The sequence below is a fragment of the Ideonella sp. genome (assembly GCF_035254525.1).
Classification (GTDB): Bacteria; Pseudomonadota; Gammaproteobacteria; order Burkholderiales; family Burkholderiaceae_C; genus Ideonella.
Map to the genome: position 1 here is coordinate 35,869 of NZ_DATFAN010000213.1, position 21,423 is coordinate 57,291.

A 21,423-nucleotide genomic window follows, 5' to 3' on the forward strand; every position below is an offset into this window, starting at 1 on the left:
GCGGGGAGGCGAAAAATCCTCCTATAATGCGAGCTTCCCTGACGCGCTGGGGGTGCACTGAAAAGTGAATCTTCAGCGAGCGACACCAAGCGCGTTGTCAGGGAGCGTGTTCCGTCAGGAGCCATGCGGGAATAGCTCAGTTGGTAGAGCGCAACCTTGCCAAGGTTGAGGTCGCGAGTTCGAGCCTCGTTTCCCGCTCCAGATGCCTCGAAGGGAAGCCGACCAGCTTCCCTTTTTTGTCGCAGCGCTGGCATGGCGATCGGTGGGAACGGCCAGCAGTGGAATGCGTGGGCGCGGTAGCAAAGCGGTTATGCAACGGATTGCAAATCCGTCTAGCCCGGTTCGACTCCGGGCCGCGCCTCCAGACCTGTTGGATCCTGCGCGGGAATAGCTCAGTTGGTAGAGCGCAACCTTGCCAAGGTTGAGGTCGCGAGTTCGAGCCTCGTTTCCCGCTCCAAGCATGTCGAAGGGAAGCTGCGTTGCAGCTTCCCTTTTTTCATGGCGGGAGAGGTGCGAAGTGGGCTCGGCCCATAATCCGCCGGCCGCCCGGATGGCGAAACAGGCAGACGCAGCGGACTTAAAATCCGCAGGGCCGAAAGGTCCGTGCGGGTTCGACCCCCGCTCCGGGCACCAGCCACAGATTCAGCGGCCTCGGCGTTTCACAGCAAGACGGTGTCGACATGCATGGCACGCCCCAAGCCCGCCATCGCCATGCGCGACAAGACGTCGGGTGCGCCCGTGGACTGCAGCCGCAGCGGGGCTTCGGCCGCGAGTGCAGGGTGCGGGCCCTCCTGCGCAAGCAATTCCACCACCCGTCGTGCGACGGCGTCGGCGGTGTCCAACAAGTGGATGCCGGGGCCGAGCCGCATGGCGATGCGATCCATGACGAAGGGGTAGTGGGTGCATCCGAGGACCACGGTGTCGATGGCCAGGCCGGGCAGCGGCGCGCAGTAGTTGTCCAGCAGCCGATCGACCTCGGCGACACCGGCGTCACCTTGCTCGATCGCGGCGGCCAAGCCGGCGCAAGGCACGGGGTGAACGAAGCAGCCTGGCGCGTGGCGCGCCACGAGATCCGCATAGCGCACGCTCGCCAGCGTGGCGGGCGTGGCCATCACGGCGAAGCGCTGCGTTGGGCTCAGCAGCGCGGCGGGCTTGACGCCCGGCTCGACGCCAACGAAAGCGACCTCGGGGTGTCGCGCGCGCATCGCATCGATGGCCCAGGCGGTCGCCGTGTTGCAGGCGATGACGATCAATCGTGCGCCCTGGTCGACAAGATGATCGACGACCCGCTCGGTGCGCTGGCGCACGTGGGCTGCATCGCGGTCGCCATACGGCGCGTGAGCCGAGTCGGCGACGTACAGGAGTGACGCAGTCGGCAGCCGCCCGTGCAATGCGCGCAGCACTGACAGGCCCCCGACCCCGGAGTCGAAGATCCCGATCGGCGCGGGAGGCACCTGGGTCGTCACGCCCGAGTCGGTCCCAGCGGGCACAGACGATGACAAGGCGAATGGGGACATGACGGCGGGCAGTCTAACCGGCGCGCCTGCGCGGGGTGGGCATCGGATCGGCGGCACGTCGTCACTGCACGCCAGTCTCGCCAGAAGGACTGGTGTTTCTGGTCGCACGCACCTAAAATAGCACGACCGTTCGTTCTATCCTTCTTGCCGCGTTACCCGCGCATGGTGTTGGGCACGGTGCCGGCCCGACCCCGTCCGGCATCGGGGCAACCACTAGAATCACGCAGTTTACGTAAACGTCAATTCAGCCCAATCATCAGCCAGGAGCAACGCGAGATGAAGGTATTGGTAGCCGTCAAGCGCGTCGTCGACTACAACGTGAAAGTTCGCGTGAAGTCAGACGGCACGGGGGTGGACATCGCCAACGTGAAGATGAGCATGAACCCCTTCGACGAGATCGCTGTCGAAGAGGCCGTTCGCCTGAAGGAAAAAGGGGCCGTCACCGAAGTGATCGCCGTCTCCTGCGGCGTCACCCAGTGCCAGGAGACGCTGCGCACGGCGATGGCCATCGGCGCCGACCGTGCCATCCTCGTCGAGACCGATGCTGAATTGCAGCCGCTGGCCGTGGCCAAGTTGCTCAAGGCGCTGGTCGACAAGGAGCAGCCGGGCCTGGTGATCCTGGGCAAGCAGGCGATCGACGACGACTGCAACCAGACCGGCCAGATGCTGGCCGCGCTGGCCGACCTGCCGCAAGCCACCTTCGCCTCGAAGGTCGAGATCGCCGATGGCGCTGCCTCGGTCACGCGTGAGGTCGATGGCGGCCTCGAGACGCTCAAGCTCGCTCTGCCGGCGGTGGTGACGACCGACCTGCGCCTGAACGAGCCGCGCTACGTGACGCTGCCCAACATCATGAAGGCCAAGAAGAAGCCGCTCGAGGTGTTCAAGCCGGCCGACCTCGGCGTGGACGTGACGCCGCGGCTGAAGACCCTCAAGGTTTCCGAGCCGCCCAAGCGCGGCGCGGGCGTGAAGGTGCCGGATGTGGCCACGCTGGTGGCGAAGCTGAAGAACGAAGCGAAGGTGATCTGAACATGAGCGTCCTCGTCATTGCTGAACACGAACACGGCACCTTGAAGGGCGCCACGCTCAATACCGTCACGGCCGCCGCCCAGTGCGGCGGCGATGTGCATGTGCTGGTCGCTGGCGCGAACGCCAGCGGCGCGGCCCAGGCGGCGGCGCAGATCGCCGGCGTGGCCAAGGTGCTGCATGCCGACGACGCGCGCCTGGCCGAGCAACTCGCCGAAGACGTGGCCGCACAGGTGCTGGCCATCGCATCGGGTTACACCCACATCCTGTTCGCCGCCACGGCGCACGGCAAGAACGTCGCGCCGCGCGTGGCCGCCAAGATGGATGTCGCGCAGGTCAGCGAAATCAGCAAGGTCATCAGCGCCGACACCTTCGAGCGCCCGATCTACGCCGGCAACGCCATCGCCACGGTGCAAAGCGCCGATGCGGTCAAGGTCATCACCGTGCGCACCACCGGCTTCGATGCGGCCGGCACCGGCGGCTCGGCCGCAATCGAGACGGTGGCCGCGGTCGCCGGCAACGGCAAGACGAGCTTCATTGGCCGCGAGGTCACCAAGAGCGACCGGCCCGAGCTCACCGCCGCCAAGATCATCGTCTCGGGTGGCCGCGCGATGGGCTCGAGCGAGAAGTTCAACGAGGTGCTGACGCCGCTGGCCGACAAGCTGGGGGCCGCGCTCGGCGCCAGCCGCGCCGCGGTGGACGCGGGCTACGCGCCCAACGACTGGCAGGTCGGGCAGACCGGCAAGATCGTCGCGCCGCAGCTGTACATCGCCTGCGGCATCTCGGGCGCGATCCAGCATCTGGCCGGCATGAAGGACTCCAAGGTGATCGTCGCGATCAACAAGGACCCGGAAGCCCCGATCTTCAGCGTGGCCGACTACGGCCTGGAGGCGGACCTGTTCACCGCCGTGCCCGAGCTGATCAGCGCCCTCTGATCCGCGTGCCCCGCGCGTGGCGGCTGCCGCGCGCTGCGACGAATCGAAGGGCGCCCGCGTGGCGCCCTTTTCACGACTGCAGGAGACGACAAAGTGACCTACCGCGCGCCCGTCAAGGACATGCTGTTCGCGATGAAGGAGCTTGCCGGCATCGACGCTGTGGCCCAGTTGCCCGGTTTCGAAGATGCCGGCTACGAGACGGCCCAGGCCGTGCTCGAAGAATGCGCCAAACTCAACGAGGGCGTGGTCGCGCCGTTGAACGTGGACGGCGACGTGAACCCCTCGTCGTTCAGCGACGGCAAGGTCCAGGCGACGCCCGGCTTCAAGGCGGCGTTCCAGCAGTACACCGAGGGAGGCTGGCAGGGCTTGCATCACCCGGTCGAGTTCGGCGGACAGGGCTTGCCCAAGCTGATTCACGCGGCCTGCCAGGAGATGGTGAATGCCGCCAACCTCAGCTTCGCGCTGTGCCCGCTGCTGACCGACGGCGCGATCGAGGCGATGCTGACTGCCGGCTCCGACGAGCAGAAGGCCACCTACCTGCCGAAGCTCATCGACGGCACCTGGACCGGCACGATGAACCTCACCGAGCCGCAAGCCGGCTCGGACCTGTCGATGGTGCGCACCCGCGCCGAGCCGCAACCCGACGGCAGCTACAAGATCTTCGGCACGAAGATTTTCATCACCTGGGGTGAGCACGACATGGCCGAGAACATCGTCCACCTCGTGCTGGCGCGCGTGGTGGGCGCACCTGAGGGCGTGAAGGGCATCTCGCTGTTCATCGTGCCCAAGTTCCTCCTGAACGCAGACGGCTCGCCAGGCGCGCGCAACGACGTGCATTGCGTGAGCATCGAACACAAGATGGGCATCAAGGCCAGCCCGACGGCCGTGCTGCAGTATGGCGACAACGGCGGTGCGATCGGCTACGTCGTCGGCGAGGAGAACCGCGGCCTCGAATACATGTTCGTGATGATGAACGCCGCGCGCTTCGGCGTCGGCGTGCAGGGGCTGGCGGTGGCCGACCGCGCCTACCAGCGCGCGGTCGCGTATGCCCGCGAGCGGGTGCAGTCGCGGCCGGTCGACGGCTCGATGAACACCGCGGCGCCGATCATCCACCACCCCGACGTGCGCCGCATGCTGATGACGATGCGCGCCTACACCGAAGGCTGCCGCGCGATGGCCCTGGTCGGCGCGGCGGCCTATGACGCCGCACATCACCACCCCGACGCTGCGACGCGCCAGCAGAACCAGGCCGTCTACGAGTTCCTGGTTCCGCTGATCAAGGGCTACTCGACCGAGATGAGCCTCGAGGTCACGTCGCTGGGCGTGCAGGTCCACGGCGGCATGGGCTTCATCGAAGAAACCGGTGCGGCGCAGCACATGCGCGACGCCAAGATCCTGACAATCTACGAGGGCACCACGGCGATCCAGGCCAACGACCTCGTCGGCCGCAAGACCGCCCGCGACGGCGGCCGCACTGCCAAGGCCATTGCCGCCCAGGTCGAAAGCACCGAGATGGCCCTGGCGGCCCGCAACAGCGAGGCCGCCAAGGCACTGGCCAAGCGACTGGCCCCGGCGCGGCAAGCCTTCCTCGACGTGGTCGATTTCGTTGTCGCCGGCTCCAGAAGCAACCCGAACGCGGTCTTCGCCGGCAGCGTCAACTACCTGATGCTCGCCGGCAACCTGGTGGCCGGCTGGCAGATGGCCCGGGCGTTGCTGGCCGCTGAGGATCGGCTCGCCGCTGGCGAGGACATCGAGTTCATGAAGGCCAAGATCGCCACCGCGCGCTTCTATGGCGACCACATTCTTTCCAAGGTGCCCGGCCTGCGCGACAGCATCGTCGACGGCGCCGCCAGCATCACCGACATGGCTCTGGAGGCCTACTGATGACGATGCCCGCCATCCTCGCGAACCTGCCGCTGCCTATCATCGGCGCGCCGCTGTTCATCATCTCCAACCCGAAGCTCGTGATCGAGCAATGCAAGGCCGGCGTCGTCGGCTCGATGCCGGCGCTGAACGCGCGGCCGGCCGAGTTGCTCGACGAGTGGCTCGCCGAGATCACCGAGACGCTGGCCGCCTACAACAAGGCGAACCCGGACAAGCCGGCTGCACCGTTCGCGATCAACCAGATCGTGCACAAGAGCAACGAGCGGCTCGAGCATGACCTGCAGGTCTGCGCCAAGTACAAGGTGCCGATCATCATCACCTCGCTGGGTGCCCGCACCGACGTGAACGACGCGGTGCACGCATGGGGTGGCGTGGTGCTGCACGACGTGATCAACAACACCTTCGCAAGGAAGGCGATCGAGAAGGGCGCTGATGGCCTGATCGCGGTGGCCGCCGGCGCCGGCGGCCATGCGGGCGTCAAGAGCCCGTTCGCGCTGATCCAGGAGATTCGCGAGTGGTTCGACGGCCCGCTTGCGCTGTCCGGTGCCATGGCCACCGGCGGCGGCGTGCTGGCGGCACGGGCGATGGGGGCCGACTTCGCCTACATTGGCTCGGCCTTCATCGCCACCGAGGAGGCGCGGGCGATCGACGCCTACAAGGAGGCCATCGTCGCCGGCTCCAGCGACGACATCGTCTACTCGAACCTGTTCACCGGCGTGCACGGAAACTACTTGAAGCCGTCGATCCGCGCCGCGGGGCTGGACCCGGACAACCTGCCCGAAAGCGACCCCTCGAAGATGAACTTCGGCGGCGACGCGAAGAAGGCCTGGAAGGACATCTGGGGCTGCGGGCAGGGCATCGGCGCGATCAAGCAGGTGCAACCGGCCGGCCAGCTCGTCGCCCGCCTGGCACGAGAGTACGCCGCTGCGCGTGCCCGCGTGGCCGCCTGATCCTGCCCGGCCGTCCAACTTCTTGTGTGCCCGCCACGACCTTGTCAGGAAAGTGGTGGGTTTCGTCATGCGTAATACCGCGCACGGAGAACAAGGGCGCGTCAGTGATACAGTGCCTGCCGTGAAAACGTAGGTCCTTCTGTGTCCCCTTGCTGGTTTCTGAGAGACAAACAGCAAGGCGGGTCGCTAGTCCGCCAACCGGTCGAGCCGGGCCGCGGAAGGTTGATCAACCCATCGGAGCTCTGGAAACCGGAGCGAAAGGTGAGCGAAAGATGATGCAGCAATACAGGTCGAACTCGTACCTGTTCGGCGGCAATGCGCCGTACGTCGAAGAGATGTACGAGGCGTACCTCGACAACCCGGGCGCCGTCCCGGAGAACTGGCGCGCGTACTTCGACGCGCTGCAGAACGTGCCCGCGACCGACGGCTCCGACAGCCGCGACGTCGCGCACGCCCCCGTGATCGAATCCTTCGCGCAGCGCGCGAAGTCGAATGCGTTCGCCGTCAAGGCCAGCTCGGCCGACTTGGCCGTGGCCCGCAAGCAGGTGCACGTGCAGTCGTTGATCGCGGCCTATCGCTTCCTCGGCTCGCGCTGGGCCGATCTCGACCCGCTCAAGCGCACCGAGCGCCCGAAGATTCCCGAGCTGGAGCCGGCGTTCTACGACCTGAGCGAGTCCGACATGGACATCACGTTCAGCGCCGCGAACACCTATTTCTCGCGCGCCGAGAACATGACGCTGCGGGAGATCATGCAGGCGCTGCGCGAGACCTACTGCGGCTCGATTGGCGCCGAATTCATGCACTGCACCGACCCGACCGAGAAGCGTTGGTGGCAGGAGCGCCTGGAAAGTGCGCGCAGCAAGCCGACCTTCACCGCCGAGAAGCGCCGCCACATCCTCGATCGGCTCACCGCCGCCGAGGGACTGGAGCGCTTCCTGCACACCAAGTACGTCGGCCAGAAGCGCTTCTCGCTCGAAGGCGGCGAGAGCTTCATCGCCTCGATGGACGAAGTCGTCCAACGCGGTGGCGAGAAGGGCGTGCAGGAGATCGTCATCGGCATGGCCCACCGGGGCCGCCTGAACGTGCTCGTCAACACCCTCGGCAAGGCGCCGAAGGACCTGTTCAGCGAGTTCGACCACACTGCGCCGGAAGAGCTGCCGGCCGGTGACGTGAAGTACCACCAGGGCTTCTCGAGCGATATCTCCACCGCCGGTGGCCCGGTCCACCTCAGCCTGGCCTTCAACCCCTCGCACCTGGAGATCGTGAATCCGGTCGTCGAGGGTTCGGTCAAGGCCCGCATGGACCGTCGTGGCGACAAGGAAGGCGCGCAGGTGCTGCCGGTGCTGGTGCACGGCGACGCCGCCTTCGCCGGCCAGGGTGTCGTGATGGAGACGCTGGCGCTGGCGCAGACCCGTGGTTACTACACCGGCGGCACGCTGCACATCGTCATCAACAACCAGATCGGCTTCACCACCAGCGACCCGCGCGACACGCGCTCGACGCTGTACTGCTCGGACGTCGTCAAGATGATCGAGGCGCCGGTGCTGCACGTGAACGGCGACGACCCGGACGCCGTCGTCTGGTGCACCCAGCTCGCGCTCGACTACCGCCAGCAGTTCAACAAGGATGTCGTCGTCGACATCATCTGCTTCCGCAAGCTGGGCCACAACGAGCAGGACACGCCGGCGCTGACCCAGCCGCTGATGTACAAGAAGATCGGCCAGCACCCGGGCACGCGCAAGTTGTATGGCGACAAGCTGGTCGCGCAGGGCGTGCTGACGGAAGGTGCGCCGGATGAGATGGTGAAGACCTTCCGCGCGGCGATGGACGCGGGCAAGCACCACTACGACCCGGTGCTGACCAACTTCAAGAGCAAGTACGCGGTCGACTGGCAACCCTTCCTCGGCAAGAAGTGGACCGACGCGGCCGACACCGCGCTGCCGCTGGCCGAGATCAAGCGCCTGGCCGAGCGCATCACCACCATTCCCGCGAACTTCAAGGCCCATCCGCTGGTCGAGAAGGTCATCGCCGACCGCGCCGCGATGGGCCGCGGCGAGGTCAACGTCGACTGGGGCATGGGCGAACACCTGGCCTTCGCGTCGCTGGTGGCTTCGGGCTACCCGGTGCGCCTGTCGGGCGAGGATTGCGGCCGCGGCACCTTCGTGCACCGCCATGCCGTGCTGCACGACCAGAACCGCGAGAAGTGGGACATCGGCACCTACGTGCCGTTGCAGAACGTGGCCGAGAACCAGGCGCCGTTCGTCGTCATCGATTCGATCCTGTCGGAAGAGGCGGTGCTCGGCTTCGAGTACGGCTACGCCTCGGCCGACCCGAACACGCTGATCATCTGGGAAGCCCAGTTCGGCGACTTCGTCAACGGTGCCCAGGTCGTGATCGACCAGTTCATCGCCTCGGGCGAGGTCAAGTGGGGCCGCGCGAACGGCCTGGCGATGATGCTGCCGCACGGCTACGAAGGCCAGGGTCCCGAGCACTCGTCGGCACGCCTCGAGCGCTTCATGCAACTGGCTGCCGACAACAACATGCAGGTCGTGCAGCCCACCACGGCGAGCCAGATCTTCCACCTGCTGCGCCGGCAGATGGTGCGCATGTTCCGCAAGCCGCTGGTCATCATGACGCCGAAGTCGCTGTTGCGGAACAAGGACGCGACCTCGCCGTTGTCCGAGTTCACCAAGGGTGAGTTCCGCACGGTGATCACCGAGCAGAACACCGATATCGACCCGGCCAAGGTCAAGCGCATCATCGCCTGCTCGGGCAAGGTCTACTACGACCTGGTCAAGAAGCGCGAGGACAAGAAGGCGAGCGACGTGGCGATCATCCGCGTCGAGCAGCTCTATCCGTTCCCGCACAAGGCCTTCGCTGCGGAGATCAAGAAGTTCGCCAACGCAACCGAGATCGTGTGGTGCCAGGATGAGCCGCAGAACCAGGGCGCCTGGTTCTTCGTGCAGCATTACATCCACGAGAACATGCTCGACGGCCAGAAGCTCGGCTACGCCGGCCGCCCGGCGTCGGCTTCGCCGGCGGTGGGCTACGCCCACCTGCACCAGGACCAGCAGAAGGCGCTGCTGGACCAGGCCTACGGCAAGCTCAAGGGCTTCGTCCTCTCGAAGTAAGCATCGAACAAGCGCGCGCGCCGCGGTGAACCCGTGGCGCGTGCCTGCACACGCACAAGAGTCACATCATGGCAATCGTAGAAGTCAAGGTTCCGCAGCTCTCCGAATCGGTGGCCGAGGCCACGCTGCTGCAGTGGAAGAAGAAGCCCGGCGAAGCCGTGGCGATGGATGAGATCCTGATCGAGATCGAGACCGACAAGGTCGTGCTCGAGGTGCCGGCGCCGGCCGCCGGCGTGCTGGCCGCTCACGTGGTCGGCGACGGTGGCACGGTGGTCAGCGACCAGGTCATCGCGCAGATCGACACCGACGGCAAGGTCAGTGCCGCCGCTGCTGCCCCCGCGCCGGCCGTGGTGGCGCCGCCGCCGCCGAGCCCGCCGTCGGCTGCTGCAGCCGTCAGCGCAGGCGCCAAGTCGGACGTCGCGATGCCCGCCGCGGCCAAGCTGATGGCCGACAACGCGCTGGCCGCCGGCTCGGTGGCCGGCACCGGCAAGGACGGCCGCGTCACCAAGGGTGACGTGCTGGGTGCGCTCGCTGCCGGCACCAAGCCTGCCGCACCGCCGCCGCCTGCGCCGCCGGCCGCCGCTGTGGCCAAGCCGCTGCCCGCCGTCAGCGTGCCTGTCGCACCGAGCCTGGGCGACCGCCCCGAGCAGCGCGTGCCGATGTCGCGCCTGCGCGCTCGCGTCGCGGAGCGCCTGCTGCAGTCTCAGGCCACGAACGCCATCCTCACCACCTTCAACGAGGTCAACATGGCCCCGGTGATGGAGATGCGCAAGAAGTTCCAGGACCGCTTCGAGAAGGAACACGGCGTCAAGCTCGGCTTCATGAGCTTCTTCGTCAAGGCCGCCGTGCACGCGCTGAAGAAGTTCCCGGTCATCAATGCCTCGGTCGATGGCAACGACATCGTCTACCACGGCTACTTCGACATCGGCATCGCGGTGGGCTCGCCGCGCGGCCTGGTGGTGCCGATCGTCCGCAACGCCGATCAGATGACCTTCGCCGAGATCGAGAAGAAGATCGCCGAGTTCGGCCAGAAGGCCAAGGACGGCAAGCTGGGCATCGAGGAGCTGACCGGCGGCACGTTCTCGATCAGCAACGGCGGCACCTTCGGCTCGATGCTGTCGACGCCGATCATCAACCCGCCGCAGTCGGCCATCCTCGGCGTGCACGCCACCAAGGACCGCGCCGTGGTCGAGAACGGCCAGGTCGTCGTTCGCCCGATGAACTACCTGGCGATGAGCTACGACCACCGCATCATCGACGGTCGCGAAGCCGTGCTGGGCCTGGTGGCGATGAAGGAAGCGCTCGAAGACCCCGCGCGCCTGCTGTTCGACATCTGAAACGACATATGAGCAAGAATTTCGACGTCATCGTCATCGGCGGCGGCCCGGGGGGCTACATCGCTGCGATTCGCGCGGCGCAGCTCGGCTTCAACACCGCCTGCATCGACGAGTGGAAGAACACGGCCGGCGGCCCGGCGCCCGGCGGCACCTGCACCAACGTCGGCTGCATCCCGTCGAAGGCGTTGCTGCAGTCGAGCGAGCACTTCGAGCATGCCGGCCACCACTTCGGCGACCACGGCATCACGCTGGCCGACCTGAAGATCGACGTGGCCAAGATGGTCGGTCGCAAGGACGCCGTCGTGAAGCAGAACAACGACGGCATCCTGTACTTGTTCAAGAAGAACAAGGTCAGCTTCTTCCACGGCCGCGGCTCGTTCGTGGCGGCGAAGGACGGCGGCTACGAGGTCAAGGTCGCCGGGGCGGCAGAGGAAACGCTGTTTGCCAAGCAGGTCATCGTCGCCACCGGCTCGAACCCGCGCGCGCTGCCTGGCGTCGCGTTCGACGAGGATTTGATCCTGTCGAACGACGGCGCGCTGCGCATCCCGGCCGTGCCGAAGAAGCTGGGTGTCGTCGGCTCCGGCGTCATCGGCCTGGAGATGGGCTCGGTCTGGCGCCGCCTGGGCGCCGAGGTCACCATCCTGGAAGCGCTGCCGGCCTTCCTGGGGGTTGCCGACGAGAGTGTGGCCAAGGAAGCCGCCAAGGTCTTCAAGAAGCAGGGCCTGGCGATCGAGCTCGGGGTGAAGATCAGTGCCGTCGAGAAGGGCAAGGGCGGTGTCACGGTGAAGTACGCCGACGCCAAGGGCGCCGAGCATGCGCTGGCCTGCGACCGCCTGATCGTCTCGATCGGCCGCGTGCCGAACACGGTCGGCCTGAACGCCGAGGCCGTGGGCCTGAAGCTGGACGAGCGCGGCGCGATCGTCGTCGACGGCGAATGCCGGACCAATCTGCCGGGTGTCTGGGCGGTGGGTGACGTGGTGCGCGGCCCGATGCTCGCGCACAAGGCCGAGGAAGAAGGCGTGGCGGTCGCCGAACGCATCGCCGGCCAGCACGGGCACGTCAACTTCAACACCATCCCGTACGTGATCTACACCAGCCCCGAGATCGCCTGGGTCGGCCAGACCGAACAGCAGCTCAAGGCCGAGGGCCGTGCCTACAAGGCCGGCCAGTTCCCGTTCCTGGCCAACGGGCGCGCGCGGGCGCTGGGTGACACGACCGGCTTCGTCAAGATGCTGGCCGATGCGAAGACCGACGAGATCCTGGGCGTGCACATCATCGGGCCGTATGCCTCCGAGCTGATCTCGGAAGCGGTGGTGGCGATGGAGTTCAAGGCCTCGTCGGAAGACATCGCCCGCATCTGCCACGCCCACCCGTCCTTGTCCGAATCGACCAAGGAAGCGGCGCTGGCGGTCGACAAGCGCACCCTGAACTTCTGAGGTCGTGCCGGTTCGCGCGCTGTATGAGCAGACCCTCGCGGAGCGGGGGTTTGCGAGCGATCCGGCGCAGCTGCGCGCGATCGCCGCGCTGGAGCGCTGCGAGAACGAGTGGGTCGCCTACAAGGCCCGGCGCGGCAACGCGCTGACCAAGATGCTGGTGCGCCCGCCTCTTCCTCGGGGCGTCTACATGTGGGGCGGGGTCGGGCGCGGCAAGAGCTTCCTGATGGACTGCTTCTTCCAGTCGGTGCCGCTCACCCGCAAAACCCGGCTTCACTTCCATGAGTTCATGCGCGAGGTGCACCGTGAGCTGCAGGACCTGAAGGGCGTGCAGAACCCGCTCGAGGAACTGGGCGCACGCATCGCCCGCCGGCACCGGCTGATCTGCTTCGACGAGTTCCACGTGGCCGACGTGACCGACGCGATGATCCTGCACCGGCTGCTTGAGTCGATGTTCGCGCACCGGGTGTCGATCGTCACCACCTCGAACTTCCATCCCGATGGCCTGTACCCGAACGGGCTGCACCGCGACCGCATCCTGCCCGCGATCGCGCTGCTGAAGGACAAGCTCGAGGTCATCAACGTCGACGCCGGCACCGACTACCGGCGCCGCACGCTGGAGCATGTGAAGCTGTACCACACGCCGCTCGGTGACGAGGCCGATGCGGCGATGCTGCGGGCCTTCGAAGAACTGGCCGAGGCGCGCGACGAATCGCCGGTGCTGCACATCGAGCAGCGCGAAATCCGCGCGCGCCGGCGCGCCGGTGGCATCGTGTGGTTCGATTTCGCGACCCTGTGCGGGGGGCCGCGCTCGCAGAACGACTACCTGGAGCTCGCCGCGCAATTCCACACCGTGCTGCTGTCGGATGTGCCGCACATGCCGCCGCGGCTGGCGTCCGAAGCGCGGCGCTTCACCTGGCTGGTCGACGTGCTCTATGACCGCCGGGTCAAGTTGATCATGTCGGCGGCCGTGCCGCCGGAGTCGCTTTACACCGAAGGGCCGCTGGCCCACGAGTTTCCGCGCACGGTGTCGCGCCTGAACGAGATGCAGTCGGCCGAATTCCTCGCGCTCGAGCACCGTGAGGTCGACACCAGCCTGACCTGAACGCTCAGGTCTTCAGCGCTTCGACGCGGATCAGCGCGAGCGAGAGGTTGTCGCCCGTGCCGCGGGCACGCTGGCGCGCCTTGCTGATCAGCATCTCGCTGGCTTCGCGCGGGTTCAACGCATTGACGATCGCACCGAACTCCTTGGGCGTCAGGTAGTGCCACAAGCCGTCGGAGCAAGCCAGCAGCGTGTCGCCGATCTCCAGCCGCTCGATCTCGCTGATCTCGACGGGCGGGTCGGCCTGGGTACCGAGGCAGCCAGTCAACAGGTTGGACTGAGGGTGCGTGTTGGCCTGGGCCTCGGTGATCTTGCCCTCGTCGATCAGGCGCTGAACATAGGAGTGGTCGATCGTGCGGCGCACCAGTTCGGCACCGCGGAAGTGGTAGATGCGCGAGTCGCCGGCATGCACCGTCCAGGCGCTCAGGTTCGGCAGGACCAGGAAGGCGGCCAGCGTGCTGTGGGGCTCCTCGTCGGCGGTGATCGCGGTCAGCTTGATCATCAGGTGCGATTCGACGACCAACTGGCGCAGCATCGCGGCCGGGTCGTCGCCCGTCGGGGAGTAACGCTCGAAGACCTGGCGCGCGATCATCACGACCTGGTCTGCCGCCGTGCGGCCGCCGCTCTTGCCGCCCATGCCGTCGGCCACCAGCGCGAGCGCACAGCCCGGCACGCGGCTGTGCGCCAGGATCTCGACCTGGTCCTGCTGATAGGCGCGGTCGCCCCGGTGCAGGCCGGTGGCAGCAGACAGGCGGAATCCTTGGGGAGCGGTTGTCATCATGTCTCGCAATATAAACTGCACGGGCTGTGAGCGACGCCCCGGTTCCCCCCGATAACCTGCATTCCCCGCAACGACTGCTCATCGAACTGCGGATGGAGCATGCCGACCTCGACAACCTGATCGACCAGGTGGGCGAGCAAGGCAGCGGCGACGAGCTGACCCTGCGGCGCCTGAAGAAGCGCCGGCTGCTGCTGCGCGACCAGATCGCCCGGCTCGAGGCCCAGCTCGAGCCTCCGGAACCCGCGTAGATGACCGACAACACGGCCCCCGACGGGCTGCGGCCCGCCGTGGCGCGCAGCTTCGGATCCGATGGCCCGCTGGCCCGTGCCGATGCCGGCTATGCGTCGCGCGAGGCGCAACTGCACATGGCCGATGCGGTGGCCGAGGCCATCGACGACAGTGAAGCGCTGGTCGTCGAGGCGGGCACCGGCGTCGGCAAGACCTTCGCCTACCTCGTGCCGGTCCTGCTTTCGGGCAAACGCACCCTGGTCAGCACGGCCACCAAGAACCTTCAGGATCAGCTGTTCTTCCGCGATCTGCCACGCCTGCGCGACGCGCTGGGCCTGCCCGCGACGGTGGCGCTGCTGAAGGGGCGTGCCAGCTACCTGTGCCGGCATCGTCTCGCGCAGGCGCGCGAAGGCGCGATGCTGCCGGATCGGCTTGCCGTGCGCGCGCTGGCCCGCATCGAGACCTGGGCCCAGGGCACCAGCAGCGGCGACATCGGCGAGCTCGAAGGCCTGGACGAACGCTCCGACGTGATCCCGCTGGTCACCTCGACGCGCGAGAACTGCCTCGGCGGCGAGTGCCCCGAGTTCCACGCCTGCCACGTGATGAAGGCGCGGCGCGAGGCGATGGCGGCCGACATCGTGGTCGTCAACCATCACCTGTTCTTCGCCGATCTCGCGCTGCGCGACAGCGGCGTGGCGGAGTTGCTGCCGACGGTCGACGTGGCGGTGTTCGACGAAGCGCACCAGATGGTCGAGGCGGGCGTTCAGTTCCTCGGCCAGACGCTGGGCACGGGCCAGGTGATCGACTTCTCGCGCGACCTGCTCGCCGCGGGCCTGCAGCATGCCCGCGGGCTGCTGCCCTGGAGCGAGTTGGCCGGTGCCTGCGAGAAGGCGGCACGCGATCTGCGCCTGGCCGCCGCCGGTGAGCTGCACGACGTGCGCGCGCTGGTCAAGCGCCGCTGGGAGGAGGCCGCGCGCGGCGAGGGCCTGGCCGAAGCGCTGCGTGCCCTGATTGACGCGCTGAGGGCCGCTGGCGAGGCCGTGCAGGGCGTGGTCGAGACGGCGCCTGACTTTGCACGGCTGCAGGGGCGCGCCGCCGAGCTCGTGGCGCAGGCCGCGCGTTTCCAGGGCCCGGGGGCCGACGACCACGTGCGCTGGGTCGACCTGACGCCGTCCCAGGCACGGTTGGTCGAAACACCGCTGGACATCCGCGCGATGCTGACCCAGCAGCGCGCTGCGGCCCGCCGGGCGTGGATCTTCACCTCGGCCACGCTGGGCGACGACGAGGCCCTGAGCTGGTTCAGCGAGGCGGCGGGCCTGGAGGATGCGCGACACCTGCGCGTCGGCAGCCCGTTCGACTACCCGGCGCATGCGCGGGTCTATGTGCCGCCGCGCTTTCCGGCGCCGAACGAGGCGTCCCACAACACGATGGTCGGCCGTGCGGCGGCCCATTGCGCCGCGGCGTTGGGCGGCCGCACCTTCGTGCTGACGACGACCCTGCGCGCGATGAAGGTGGTGGCCGAGGCGCTCACCAACGAGCTCGCCGAACTCGGCCAGCCGCTCGAGGTGCTGGTACAGGGCAGCGCGGCCAAGCGGGCGTTGCTGGCGCGCTTCCAGCAGGGCGGCTGCGTGCTGGTCGGCTCACAGAGCTTCTGGGAAGGCATCGACGTGCCCGGCGAGGCCTTGCAGTGCGTGCTGATCGACAAACTGCCGTTTCCGCCGCCGAACGACCCGCTGGTCGAGGCGCGGGTGCGCCAGTTGAAGGCGCAGGGCCGTGATGCTTTCAACGACTATTTCGTCGCCGAAGCTGCGATCTCGCTGAAGCAGGGCGCCGGTCGGCTGATCCGCACCGAGACCGACCATGGCCTGCTGGTGATCTGCGACACCCGGCTTCGGCAGGCGCGCTACGGTGCACGACTGCTGCGGGCACTGCCGCCGATGCAAGCGCTCGAAAGCGGCGAACAGGCACTTGCCTGGCTGCGCAGCCTGAACCCCGCCTAGCGGTGTGGTGGGCCCTGCTGGCGGCGACCGCCTACCAGAGCTGCCACCAGCGCTTGTCGTCAGGCCGCGCGTTGCCGTCGATGAGGAACCGGCTGTTCGGGAAATTGCCCTTGAGCACGCGGTCGGCGTCGTCGCGCAGCTCGGCCAGGCCCAGTTTGTCGTAGGCGCGGCCCATGATGTAAAGCGCTTCCTCGATCGCCGGCGTCTGCGGATAGGTCGTGACGGCTTGCTGGGCGCGGTTGGCTGCCGCGATGTAGGCGCCGCGGCGCAGGTAATAGCGCGCCACGTGCACTTCGTAGTCGGCCAACGCATTGACCGTGTAGTCCATGCGCAGCTTGGCGTCGGGCGTGTACTTCGATTCGGGGAACTGCTCGACCAGTTGCTTGAACGACTGGTAGGCATCCCGCGCGGCCTGCTGGTCGCGCTCGGACAGCTTCTGGTTCGACAGGGCGGCGAGGAAGCCGATGTTGTCGTTGAAGTTGACGAGGCCGCGCAGGTACAGCGCGTAGTCCAGGCCGGGGCTCGACGGGTTCAGCTTGATGAAGCGGTCCAGCGTCGACAGCGCGGCGGCCTTTTCGCCGGCCTTCCAGTTCGCGTAGGCCAGGTCGAGCTGGGCCTGCTGCGCCAGCAACGTGCCGCCCGCGCGGCCTTCGACCCGCTCGAGCAGCTTGATCGCGTTCTGCCAGCCGCCGGAGGCCATGTCGGCCTTGGCGTCTGCATACAATTTCTCGGCCGAGCCCTGGATGTCGCCGTCGTCCTTGTCGAAGATGCTGCAGGCGGCCAGCAGCAGGGCCAGGGACATCATCGCGGCACGCCTGAGCGGCCGGCGGAACGAATCATGGATCATCGGTGGGCGCGCGGCGAACGAACGCGCCGCACGAGGTCTTGCCAAGCAACGCGAAGGATTATATGGGTGGCCTACCCGGGCCCGGCGCCGCAGCCCGCGCTGCGGCCATCGAACCGGCCAGCGACGACAGCGAGATCGACAGCAGCCCGGAAACGCGCGAATGGCGGCTGGACATTGCGGCCCATGGGCAGCGGCTGGACAAGGTGCTCGCCGGCCTGGTGCCGGAGTTCTCGCGCAGCCACCTGCAGGACCTGATCGAGGCCGGCGAGGCCCGGCTCGACGATGCCGTGGCGACCGTGGCCTCGCGCAAGGTCAAGGCCGGCCAGAAGCTGACGATCACCCTGGTGCTGCCGGCCGAGGCTCGTGCGTTCACGCCGCAGGCCATGGCCCTGGACGTGGTGTACGAAGACGCCGACCTGCTCGTGATCCACAAGCCGGCGGGCATGGTCGTGCACCCGGCGGCGGGCAACTGGTCCGGTACCTTGCTCAACGGCCTGTTGGCGCGCGACACCGGCGCCGCGCGCTTGCCGCGGGCCGGCATCGTGCACCGGCTGGACAAGGACACCTCGGGGCTGATGGTGGTCGGCCGCACGCTCGAAGCGGTCACGGCCCTGGTTCGCGACATGGCGGCGCGCGACATCCATCGCCGCTACTTCGCGCTGGCCCATGGTGACGTGGGCGCCGACCCGTTCACGATCGACGCGCCGGTCGGGCGCGACCCGGTGGTGCGCGTGCGCATGGCCGTGACCCCGCAGGGCAAGCCGGCGCGCACCGACGTGTTCCCGCAGGCCCGCCGCCAGATCGATGGAGGCACCGTCAGCGCATTGCGCTGCGTGCTGCACACCGGTCGCACGCACCAGATCCGGGTCCACCTCGCGTCACGCGGCCACCCGTTGGTGGCCGACACGTTGTATGGCGGCCGGCCCGCGCTGGGGCTCGAGCGACAGGCGCTGCACGCCGCCGAGCTGGAACTGGCACATCCGATCACGCGTGCGGTGCTTCGCTTCGAAGCCGCGCCGCCGCCCGATTTCGCCGCGGCGTGGGCTGCTGTCGTATCGGGCTGACGCAGCGGGCTTTCCCCGAAACGCCATCGCCAGCGGAGGCTACAATACGCACTCAAGCCGATCGATCCACCCGGAATGCCGGGGGTCAACCGCCCAGGGTGCTGAGCCGCCCCGCGGGTGGCGCCATTCAAAAGGTGCCGATCGAGCCTCGGTGTCGGGCCGCTGCCGCCGCCATCTGCCCCAGGGCCCCAAGGGCCGGCCAGATTCGCCGCAGCCGCGCCACCGACCAATGCCAACGAAGCGCCCTATCGACGCCCCTGGTCGATGCCTGAGCGTGCGACGAGCGTGAGATGCCCTAGATGGCACTCGGCCGCCGCGCGAACTGATGGGCTTGTTGAAGTCTGCCGCTGCCAGGACGCAGCTTGTGACCCGAGCCGATGAATACCCAGGACGCCAAACGCGTGCTCGAAACTGCGCTCATCTGCGCCAGCCAGCCCATGCCGCTGCGCGACATGCGGGCGCTGTTCGCCGATCAGCTCGGGGCGGATACGCTGCGTTCGCTGCTCGAGGAACTGAACCGCGACTGGACCGGACGCGGCGTCGAGCTGGTCGCGCTGGCCACCGGCTGGCGTTTCCAGAGCCGGCCCGAGATGCGCGAATACCTCGATCGCCTGAATCCCGAGAAACCGCCGCGATACTCGCGCGCCGTGCTCGAGACGCTGGCCATCATCGCCTACCGCCAACCCGTGACCCGGGGCGACATCGAAGACATTCGCGGCGTGGTCGTTTCGAGCCAGATCATCAAGCAGCTCGAGGACCGCAACTGGATTGAAGCGATCGGCCATCGCGATGCGCCCGGCCGGCCTGCGCTGTATGCGACCACCCGCCAGTTCCTCGACGACCTCGGCCTCGAGAGCCTCGACCGCTTGCCGGTGCTGGACGGCCCGCCGGGTGCTGAAGCGCTGGTTGCCCTGGGCAAGGAGCAGGTCGACCTGCTGACCGACCAGGGCGAACTGCCGCTCGAACCTCCGGTGCCAGAAGCCGAAGCCACCGAGGCGCCGGCCGAAGCGACCGGCGAACCCATCACCGACGACGGTGCGGCACCCGCCGCCGATCCGATCCCGGCCAACGCCACCGCCACCGCTACCGATGCGGCCGAACCCCTTGCCACCCCCACCAACGCGCCCGAAGCATGAACACCGATTCGAAGCCCGACCAGCCGATGCCCAATGATGTGGTGCCGGCAGCGCCCGATGCCGCTGCCGAAGGCGCGCCCGCGGCGCCCAAGCGGCGCACGCGCGCTCGCAAGGCCGATGCGCCGCAAGCCACCGAGGGCGCCGAAGGTGCGCCGCCGGCCGAGGTGGTGGCCGAGGCCGCTGCAGAGAGGCCTGTACGCAAGCCTCGCACGCGCGCTGCCCGACAGGATGCCGAGTCCTCGGAAGCCGGAATGGCGGTGAGCGAGTCGCCCGCATCGGCGCCTGAGCCGGCGGTGGTGGCGCCTGTGCCACCCGAATCGGCGGTGCAGACCGGCGAGGCCGGCCGCGCCGAGACGCTTGGCGAGGGCGAAGGCGGTGACGTGGGCGAAGGTGCCGACGGCGCCGAGGGCGGTGCGGGTGACGGGGAATCGCGTCGCGGCCGCAATCGGCGCCGCCGTCGCCGTGGCGATCGGGCCGAGCGCGACGAGCCGGCCGCGGCTGCTGCGCGCCCGGTGGTCACCGAACAGCCCGCCGTGCCGGCGCCGGACGCGGGCGAGTTGTTCGCGGCGGTCGTGGCGGGCGAATTCGACAATGTCGCCGAAGAGCCGTTGGCAACCGAGCCCGACACGGCACCGGAGGAGGACCGGGCGGTGCCCGAGGCGGCCGATATGGCCCCGGTCGACGAGGCGGCCGCACCGGTGGTGGAAGAGGGGGCCGACAAGCGTGTCCTGCAACCCGACCCCGATGCGCCCAAGCTGCACAAGGTGCTGGCCCAGTCGGGCATCGGCTCACGCCGCGACATGGAGCAAGCCATCATCGACGGCCGCGTCGAGGTCAACGGTGAAGTGGCCCACACCGGCATGCGCGTTTCGTTCGGCGACCGCGTGACGCTGGACGGCAAGCCGGTGCGCATCCGCATCGCCCCGGGGCCGGCGCGGGTGATCGCCTACCACAAGCCGGTCGGCGAGGTGGTGTCGCACGACGACCCGCAGCAGCGCCCGACCGTCTTCCGCAAGCTGCCGCGACTGCCGCAGGGCAAGTGGCAGTCGGTCGGCCGGCTGGACATCAATACCGAAGGCCTGCTGCTGTTCACCAATTCGGGTGACCTCGCCAACAAGCTGATGCACCCGCGCTTCGGCGTCGAGCGCGAGTACGCAGTGCGCGTGCTCGGCACGCTGGAGAAGGAAGCGCGCGAGAAGCTGCTTGCGGGTGTCGACATCGAGGGCCAGACCGCGGCTTTCAAGTCGATCGAGGACGGCGGCGGCGAAGGCGTGAACCATTGGTACCGTGTCGTCATCACCGAAGGCCGCAACCGCGAGGTGCGCAAGCTCTTCGACGCGGTCGGGCTGGCGGTCAGCCGGCTGATCCGCATCCGCTACGGCTGTGTCGTGCTGCCGCGTGGGCTCAAGCGCGGCGTCTGGGTGGACCTGGGCGAGAACGACCTGCGCGCACTGCGCCAGATGACCGACGGCGGCCGCCCTGACCAGCGCGGCGGCGAACGGCGCGAACAGCGCAACGACCGCGGCCCCGGCAAGCGCGGGCCCGAGGCAGGCCGGCCCGAGCGGCAGGCCGAGCGCGGCCAACCGCAGGGCAAGAAGAAGCCGCAGGACAAGCGCCGCGAGCGCCCCGAGCGCATCGAGCGGCCCGACCGCCCAGACCGCCCCGAACGCTTCGACGCGGATCGGCTGCCCGGCGAGCTGCGTGAGCCGGGCGATCCGGCCCGCATCCCGAACCCCTTGCAGCAGACCTTCGACAAGCGCGCGATCCAGCGCGAACGCTCGACGCGGCGCGAGGACGATTACGAGAACGGCCCGATCCCGAATCCGTTGCAGCAGACCTATGACAAGCGCTTCGTCCAGCCGCAGCGCGGCTTCGGCGGCAAGAGCGGGGGCAAGGGCGGCCCCGGCAAGGGCGGCGCGCCGCGCGAGCCCGATCCGATGCAGACCTCGGTCGGCTACATCGGTGCGGACGCGTTCACGCGCAAGGCCCACGGCAAGGGCGGGCGCCGCGGCGGCCGCCGCTAGGGCAGGGGACAGCACCGCTGCCATCGACGCA

General features: G+C 68.2%; 16 protein-coding genes and 4 tRNA genes. 17 read left to right on the forward strand and 3 right to left on the reverse strand.

Annotation, left to right across the window (positions count from 1 at the left end):
- The first annotated feature begins 125 nt into the window (after positions 1-125).
- The 4 genes from VJ693_RS24645 (at position 126) to VJ693_RS24660 (ending at position 633) form a co-directional block, all read left to right on the forward strand.
- Positions 126-201, forward strand: a tRNA-Gly gene (locus VJ693_RS24645).
- Positions 202-290: 89 nt separating this feature from the next.
- Positions 291-364: transfer RNA gene (locus tag VJ693_RS24650), tRNA-Cys, on the forward strand.
- Between the two features lie 17 nt (positions 365-381).
- Positions 382-457 (forward strand) — tRNA-Gly (locus VJ693_RS24655).
- A gap of 87 nt (positions 458-544) precedes the next feature.
- Positions 545-633, forward strand: a tRNA-Leu gene (locus VJ693_RS24660).
- Between the two features lie 26 nt (positions 634-659).
- Here VJ693_RS24660 and murI read toward each other — a convergent pair.
- Positions 660-1,490 (reverse strand): glutamate racemase, encoded by an 831-nt coding sequence (gene murI, locus VJ693_RS24665; RefSeq protein ID WP_324158816.1) that lies wholly within the window; start codon positions 1,488-1,490, stop codon positions 660-662.
- A gap of 303 nt (positions 1,491-1,793) precedes the next feature.
- On the opposite strand from murI, the gene VJ693_RS24670 reads away from it, so the two are divergent.
- From VJ693_RS24670 to zapE, 8 genes are all read left to right on the forward strand, one after another.
- Positions 1,794-2,543 carry an electron transfer flavoprotein subunit beta/FixA family protein gene (locus tag VJ693_RS24670; RefSeq protein WP_324158666.1) on the forward strand — a complete coding sequence of 250 codons (750 nt, stop codon included), beginning with the start codon at positions 1,794-1,796 and terminating at the stop codon, positions 2,541-2,543.
- Positions 2,544-2,545: 2 nt separating this feature from the next.
- Positions 2,546-3,475 carry an electron transfer flavoprotein subunit alpha/FixB family protein gene (locus VJ693_RS24675; RefSeq protein ID WP_324158668.1) on the forward strand — a complete coding sequence of 310 codons (930 nt, stop codon included), beginning with the start codon at positions 2,546-2,548 and terminating at the stop codon, positions 3,473-3,475.
- Between the two features lie 93 nt (positions 3,476-3,568).
- Positions 3,569-5,359: an acyl-CoA dehydrogenase gene (locus VJ693_RS24680; RefSeq protein ID WP_324158670.1), complete on the forward strand. Its 1,791-nt coding sequence runs from the start codon at positions 3,569-3,571 to the stop codon at positions 5,357-5,359.
- A complete protein-coding gene (locus tag VJ693_RS24685) occupies positions 5,359-6,309 on the forward strand; it encodes a nitronate monooxygenase family protein (protein ID WP_324158672.1) in 951 nt (316 codons plus the stop codon). Before VJ693_RS24680 ends, VJ693_RS24685 begins: the two co-directional genes overlap by 1 nt.
- Positions 6,310-6,581: 272 nt before the next feature.
- A complete protein-coding gene (locus VJ693_RS24690) occupies positions 6,582-9,440 on the forward strand; it encodes a 2-oxoglutarate dehydrogenase E1 component (protein WP_324158674.1) in 2,859 nt (952 codons plus the stop codon).
- Positions 9,441-9,508: 68 nt separating this feature from the next.
- Entirely contained in the window at positions 9,509-10,777 is a 1,269-nt protein-coding gene (gene odhB, locus VJ693_RS24695) for a 2-oxoglutarate dehydrogenase complex dihydrolipoyllysine-residue succinyltransferase (protein WP_324158676.1), read from the forward strand.
- 8 nt (positions 10,778-10,785) lie between these two features.
- Complete coding sequence (gene lpdA, locus VJ693_RS24700) at positions 10,786-12,213, forward strand: dihydrolipoyl dehydrogenase (protein WP_324158677.1); 1,428 nt, start codon at positions 10,786-10,788, stop codon at positions 12,211-12,213.
- A gap of 4 nt (positions 12,214-12,217) precedes the next feature.
- The gene (gene zapE, locus VJ693_RS24705) at positions 12,218-13,315 is read left to right on the forward strand and encodes a cell division protein ZapE (protein ID WP_324158679.1); all 1,098 of its coding nucleotides are present in this window, start codon (positions 12,218-12,220) and stop codon (positions 13,313-13,315) included.
- 4 nt (positions 13,316-13,319) lie between these two features.
- Here zapE and VJ693_RS24710 read toward each other — a convergent pair whose 3' ends face one another.
- Positions 13,320-14,090, reverse strand: coding sequence for a PP2C family protein-serine/threonine phosphatase (locus VJ693_RS24710; RefSeq protein ID WP_324158681.1), 771 nt, complete (start codon positions 14,088-14,090; stop codon positions 13,320-13,322).
- A gap of 95 nt (positions 14,091-14,185) precedes the next feature.
- Here VJ693_RS24710 and VJ693_RS24715 point away from each other — a divergent pair, with 95 nt between their 5' ends.
- Positions 14,186-14,341, forward strand: a complete 156-nt coding sequence (locus VJ693_RS24715) for a DUF465 domain-containing protein (RefSeq protein WP_324158683.1) — start codon at positions 14,186-14,188, stop codon at positions 14,339-14,341.
- On the forward strand, positions 14,342-16,321 hold the full coding sequence (locus VJ693_RS24720) for an ATP-dependent DNA helicase (RefSeq protein WP_324158685.1): 1,980 nt from the start codon (positions 14,342-14,344) through the stop codon (positions 16,319-16,321). It begins immediately after the preceding gene.
- Between the two features lie 31 nt (positions 16,322-16,352).
- Here the strand turns inward: VJ693_RS24720 and VJ693_RS24725 are convergent, their stop codons facing one another.
- The gene (locus tag VJ693_RS24725; RefSeq protein WP_324158687.1) at positions 16,353-17,126 is read right to left on the reverse strand and encodes an outer membrane protein assembly factor BamD; all 774 of its coding nucleotides are present in this window, start codon (positions 17,124-17,126) and stop codon (positions 16,353-16,355) included.
- 104 nt (positions 17,127-17,230) lie between these two features.
- On the opposite strand from VJ693_RS24725, the gene VJ693_RS24730 reads away from it, so the two are divergent.
- From VJ693_RS24730 to VJ693_RS24740, 3 genes are all read left to right on the forward strand, one after another.
- A complete protein-coding gene (locus tag VJ693_RS24730; protein ID WP_324158689.1) occupies positions 17,231-18,232 on the forward strand; it encodes an RluA family pseudouridine synthase in 1,002 nt (333 codons plus the stop codon).
- A gap of 437 nt (positions 18,233-18,669) precedes the next feature.
- The gene (scpB, locus tag VJ693_RS25745) at positions 18,670-19,368 is read left to right on the forward strand and encodes an SMC-Scp complex subunit ScpB (protein ID WP_414652365.1); all 699 of its coding nucleotides are present in this window, start codon (positions 18,670-18,672) and stop codon (positions 19,366-19,368) included.
- A complete protein-coding gene (locus VJ693_RS24740; protein WP_324158691.1) occupies positions 19,365-21,392 on the forward strand; it encodes a pseudouridine synthase in 2,028 nt (675 codons plus the stop codon). Before scpB ends, VJ693_RS24740 begins: the two co-directional genes overlap by 4 nt.
- The last annotated feature ends 31 nt before the right edge of the window (positions 21,393-21,423 follow it).